Source organism: Dialister micraerophilus DSM 19965, from assembly GCF_000194985.1.
In the GTDB taxonomy this organism is placed as follows: Bacteria; Bacillota; Negativicutes; order Veillonellales; family Dialisteraceae; genus Dialister; species Dialister micraerophilus.
Genome location: NZ_GL878519.1, coordinates 253096 through 258495 on the forward strand (window position 1 = coordinate 253096; position 5400 = coordinate 258495).

Genomic DNA, 5400 nt, shown 5'->3' on the forward strand with positions numbered 1-5400 from the left:
CTGCATCCATAACTTGTGAATTTCCAAGCGATTCAATTCCTATTTTTACAAATCTGTCACCATTTGATTCTACAAACAGATTGGGGGAAAATGTATTATCTTTCGTGTTATACAGTATTTCTCCCGACAGCGACATATCATCACCGCTTATTATTCCGTTAAATCGTTTTGATAATTTTTGTGCATCTCCTGCGATTTGTTTTGCACTGTCCGATGCTACAACCAAATTATTCATAACATTTCTTACGTCTTTTGTTAATTTTCCGTCACCGTTAAGTTCATCCAACATGTTGTCCATTTTTTCGGTAACATTTTGTGCTTGATTTGCAATTTGCATACCTTGCAGTGTCAGAGTGTGTAAATTTTTCGATACGGATTCTATATTTCCTATACTGTTTTTAACTTCATTTTGTACTTTGGTATCAGCTACTATAGTATTAATTCCTTCTACCATTGTTTGAGTTGTATCAATTAATTTATCCATTTTTTGAATAGTGGCATCTATTCCGGGAGTGGCTTTCCCTACAACAATCATACCATCGCTTAAATATCCTTTTCCCGCATGACCTCCGAAAACTTTTACAAATCGACTTCCCATTACACTGTTAGTTTCAATGGAAAAATCCGCATCTTCAGGTATTTCCACACCGTTATACAGTTTGATGTGCAGTACGGCTTTACCTTTTTCAACAGATATTTTCTCCACAACACCTACATCGACACCGGCATAATGAATTTTATCTCCCGCTTTCAATCCTTCCGCTTCATTAAAGTATCCGGTTATATAAAAACCGCTTTTACCGAACAAAACAGAATGACTTAATTGCACGATAAGTACAGCAAAAAGAATGATTCCGAGTAATGTAAATATTCCTACTTTTGCTTCAGCAGACCATTTCTTCATATTTTACTCTCCTCAAACATACTATTTACATTTACAGAAGGCAACCCGTGCATAAATTGACGAACTCTTGAATCATCGGATTGCATCAATTCTTTCATCGTACCTATTTTAATAAATGTACCTTTATACAAAAATGCTACTCTGTCGGCTATCATTTCTGCAGATTTCAAATCATGTGTTACTACTACACTTGTAGTTTTCATTATCTTTTGCGTATTTTTTATCACAAGACTTATATCGGTAGATCTTATAGGATCCAATCCCGAGGTCGGTTCATCATAAAGTATAATTTCCGGTTCCATTGCTACCGCCCTTGCCAAACTTACGCGTTTTTTCATACCTCCGGATAATTCCGACGGATATAATTCTTCCGTTCCTTCCAAACCTACCATATTCAATTTTTCTTTTACAATTCTTTCTATTTCTTGTTCTTTTAACTTTGTGTGTTGTCTTAAACCGAAAGCAACATTTTCTTTTACTGTCATCGAATCGAATAAGGCCGAATATTGGAATACCATTCCCATAAATTTTCTTAATTTATTCCATTCGAATTCATTCAAAGAATCCGCTTTCACACCTTTTATAAATATACTTCCGCTGCACGGTTTAATCAAACCTGTCATTAATTTTAAAACCGTAGATTTTCCGGATCCCGAAGCACCTAAAATAACAAGTGTTTCACCTTTTTTTATTTCAAGGTTTATATCATTTAAAATTTTTCTTTCATTTATTGTAAGATTTACATGATTTATAGTAATCATATTGCCTCTCAAAATAATATTGTCGATAAAATATAGTTAACTATAAATATCATTATCATGGAATAAACTACCGATTGTGTAGTTGCTTTACCTACTCCTTCAGCTCCTGTTTCGCATGTAATCCCTCTATCACAACCTGTCAGTGCTATTATCATACCGAAAAATACTGTTTTTATCATTCCTATATATAAATCGGATGCCACACAAAAACTCGTAATGGAATCCCAATACATGTGAGATGAAATATTCCCCGTAACGGAAGCGACTATCATTCCTCCGCCTACACCTATTGTGACTGCAAAAACATCCAAAATCGGCAGCATAATCATACACGCAATTACTCTGGGAAGTACAAGGTATTCTACCGGATCTACAGCCATGCATCTAAGTGCATCAATTTGTTCGGTTACACGCATTGTACCTAATTCTGCAGTAATCGCTGCGCCTACTCTACCTGCAAGCACCACACCGCAAAGAACGGGACCCAATTCTCTCCCCAAACCTATCGCAACTATTGAACCGGCAGTAAATTCAGCTCCGTATTTTACCAATTCTCCTACAATTTGTGCGGAAAAAACCATTCCTGTAAATAAAAGTGTAAGAAAAACTATAGGAAATGAATTTACTCCCAAAAGCAAACATTGTTTACAGGTTTCATATAATTTTATTTTATTAATTTTCTTTAAAGTTTCTATCAAAAGCAATATTGTTGCACCTATTTGTGCAATTACTTTCAATGAATACTTGCCTATATTTTCAAGAAAAGACAAGTTTATACACCTCTCAGAATAAATAATTTACGCCGTGGGATTTTCTGAAGAATCTTTTGAAAAATCAAGTTTTACTTTACGTTTTTCTTTCGTCAATTTTTTCAATTCTTTATCTTTATCGGAAGGATTCATTACTTGGAATGTAAATTGTCCGTCACCGTAAACGATATAATCCGTTTTTAATCTTGTTTTTGATTTAGAATTATTGTTTTCTTCTTTTGCTTCCAAATTTTCTACTTTTTTATCAATCTTTTTATCCGGCATTCCCGAATCTGTATTCAAAATTTCTACAACAATCTGGTTATTTTGATCTGATTCTTCAAGTTTATTAAATAAATCATCAAAATCTTTGTACTTACGTAAACGATCTATAACTTCATCGGAGAAATTAAGTTGTTGCTGCTGAATAAGGTAAGGCAAAGGAACAACTCCGCCTCCTCTTACTTCCAATGTCATTTCACCTAAAGGCTGATCTTTAGGAACGGTGAATGTAAGATCCTTATAAAAAATATTTCCTCTATATGATTGTAATCTTACACGTATATAAATCATATCACCGGGACTTACTATCGTAGGTGCTGCGGTTGCATCCAAAAGTTGTGCCGTTTTACGTTCTTTTGTCACTTCCGCATCTAAAGTTATACTTCTCAAAGGGAATTTTTCAAACTGATTTTGTGCCAAAATGCTTATTGCGTTATATAATTCTTCAACACTTTTTTCGGAAATATCTACCGATGACCAAAACATATTACTTCTGGTAAACGGTTTTTTCTTCAAATCTTTCGGGTACAATGTATATTTTAATGTAACTGTACCTTCACCTTTTCTATTTATAGTACTGTTTACGGCACTATATGCAGATGTAGATGTCAACGATGCAATAATTTTTTCATCTTGAATCATTTTTACATTTAAATTGCGATGTTCACCGGTATCTTTATCTTTTACATAAGCATGAAAAGATGCAAAGTCCGGTATAATTCCGTTTATTCCCGCAATACCTTCTACACGATCTTGTGTAATTTCACCTATATCTGCACCTACTGATGCAAGTTTGAATGGAGTATCGGTACTCGGTATTACCGTGAAAATATACGAATTATTCATAAAATACGAAGTGCTCCCGGTATTTCTGAAAGGATGCCCGAAGGCTACTATATGGTCTTTATCTACGTAAGTTACGGTACCTACAGCTCCCAATTTCAAATCACCGGTTACCATAGTCGCCGCAACGGCTCCTCCGGCTTCCAAAGGACGTGCAATTTCATCAACACTTGAGGTTGCAGCGGATAATGGGTACATATTAAAATCTTTCATTCTCTTTTCAAGATATTTAATTGCATCTTCAGTGTATCCTGTCGACATCAAAGGTGTTTTAATCGGTATCAATCCGTCAGGTAGTGTATGTGAAGTAGCCTTCTTATTATCATCTATAGTCCATAATCCGAGCATATCAGATATAGGTGTAACCATTCCTATTCTTCCTCCGGAATTTGAAAACCCATAAGCAACCGCACCTAAAAGTTTCCCGTTTATATAAACAGGGCTTCCGCTCATTCCTTGTGCTATTCCGTTGGATTCATCTATAACAGGTCCGGATACTTTTACTAAAATTAAATCGCCTCCGGTATTTCCCTGTTTTTTCATTACTCCCATTACATCTACATAAAAAGTGTCGATTTTTGTACCATGAATTACGGTTTTCGCATATCCGTGCATTCCTTCTTTAACTTCGGATACAGGCATAAATTCTTGATTTGCATGCACATACGAACCACCGAGCAATATCATTGCGGAAATAACCAAACACTTTAAAATTTTTTTATTTGACATTACAAACTCCTAAAATTTATATTTCCAAGATAACGGCTACGTCACCTTGCTTAATTTCTGTTCCTTCTTGCACTTTTACTTCATTTACAACACCGTCACCTGTTGCTCTTACTGCAGGTACAGGACCTGCCAATGAATCAACGGTAACAAGAATATCACCTTCTTTTACATGTTGTCCTTCCTGTATAACAGACGTGACAACTCCGGATAAAACAGATTTCTGCACTGCAGACTGCGCCGCATAAACAACACTGCCCAACAAAGCAAGAATAATTGAAATAATTCCTATTTTATATATTTTTTTCATTTTAATTACCTCTACTTTAATACAATCAAATTTATTTCCTTTTAATATATTGTACTATAGAAATAAAAATATTTCTTTCTTAATTATCAATTTATTTAAAACAAAAGACTCTTCCGAAAGAGTCTTTAAAATTGGAGCGCCTAGAGGGAGTCGAACCCTCGCACTCGGTTCCGGAGACCGATGCTCTATCCACTGAGCTATAGGCGCACAGTATATTAAAATTATAAACTATTACAAATATAACAGCAACAATTATACTCATTTTATGCAAATGCAAATTTGTTTTATAAAAGAATGAATTAATTTTATTTCAATTACAAAAATTTATGATAATATATTATTAATGGAGGTTGTTATGAGTACTGAAAATATTTTTGAGGAAGTTGAAAAAGAAAATAATAAAAATTCCGATTATATGGATGAATTGTCTCCGGAAGAGTTGGCTGAATTAATGTCTCGATATAAAAAAGAATTGGCAAGAATTTACAAACTTTCAAGTGCAAAAAAAGCTTCCATATCTTCTCAAAAATTGCATAATGCTCAATATTTACTTAATAAGTGTGATATGGAAATGAGATCCGATATAAATTCTTTAAAGAAAAAATTCGGTATTCATTATTGATTCAGTTTTTTTCAAATTCATATATTGACACAATAAAATTTCAATGCTATAATATTTTTCGTTGATATGGATCATTAGCTCAGCTGGTAGAGCACCTGACTCTTAATCAGGGTGTCCGGGGTTCGAAACCCTGATGATCCACCAAAAAAAGACCGAGTATAAATCGGTCTTTTTTCTTTTATAAAAAACACACTCGCTATATT

At 34.2% G+C, this 5400-nt stretch carries 6 protein-coding genes and 2 tRNA genes; 2 read left to right on the plus strand and 6 right to left on the minus strand.

Annotated elements, in window-relative coordinates:
* From HMPREF9083_RS01210 to HMPREF9083_RS01235, 6 genes are all read right to left on the minus strand, one after another.
* Positions 1-904, minus strand: a 904-nt coding sequence (locus HMPREF9083_RS01210) for an MlaD family protein (protein ID WP_007555555.1), incomplete at its 3' end; no start/stop codon positions are given.
* On the minus strand, positions 901-1665 hold the full coding sequence (locus HMPREF9083_RS01215; RefSeq protein WP_007555556.1) for an ABC transporter ATP-binding protein: 765 nt from the start codon (positions 1663-1665) through the stop codon (positions 901-903). The genes HMPREF9083_RS01210 and HMPREF9083_RS01215, both read right to left, overlap by 4 nt.
* 8 nt (positions 1666-1673) lie before the next feature.
* Complete coding sequence (locus HMPREF9083_RS01220; protein ID WP_007555557.1) at positions 1674-2435, minus strand: MlaE family ABC transporter permease; 762 nt, start codon at positions 2433-2435, stop codon at positions 1674-1676.
* A gap of 27 nt (positions 2436-2462) precedes the next feature.
* A complete protein-coding gene (locus HMPREF9083_RS01225) occupies positions 2463-4268 on the minus strand; it encodes a SpoIVB peptidase S55 domain-containing protein (RefSeq protein ID WP_007555558.1) in 1806 nt (601 codons plus the stop codon).
* Between the two features lie 16 nt (positions 4269-4284).
* Positions 4285-4575: a biotin/lipoyl-containing protein gene (locus HMPREF9083_RS01230; protein ID WP_007554383.1), complete on the minus strand. Its 291-nt coding sequence runs from the start codon at positions 4573-4575 to the stop codon at positions 4285-4287.
* A 132-nt stretch (positions 4576-4707) separates the two neighbouring features.
* Positions 4708-4782 (minus strand) — tRNA-Arg (locus tag HMPREF9083_RS01235).
* 148 nt (positions 4783-4930) lie between these two features.
* Between HMPREF9083_RS01235 and HMPREF9083_RS01240 the strand changes: the two genes are divergently transcribed.
* Together HMPREF9083_RS01240 and HMPREF9083_RS01245 are read left to right on the plus strand one after the other, a co-directional pair.
* Complete coding sequence (locus HMPREF9083_RS01240) at positions 4931-5197, plus strand: hypothetical protein (protein WP_155800568.1); 267 nt, start codon at positions 4931-4933, stop codon at positions 5195-5197.
* A 68-nt stretch (positions 5198-5265) separates the two neighbouring features.
* Positions 5266-5341 (plus strand) — tRNA-Lys (locus tag HMPREF9083_RS01245).
* Positions 5342-5400 lie beyond the last annotated feature (59 nt).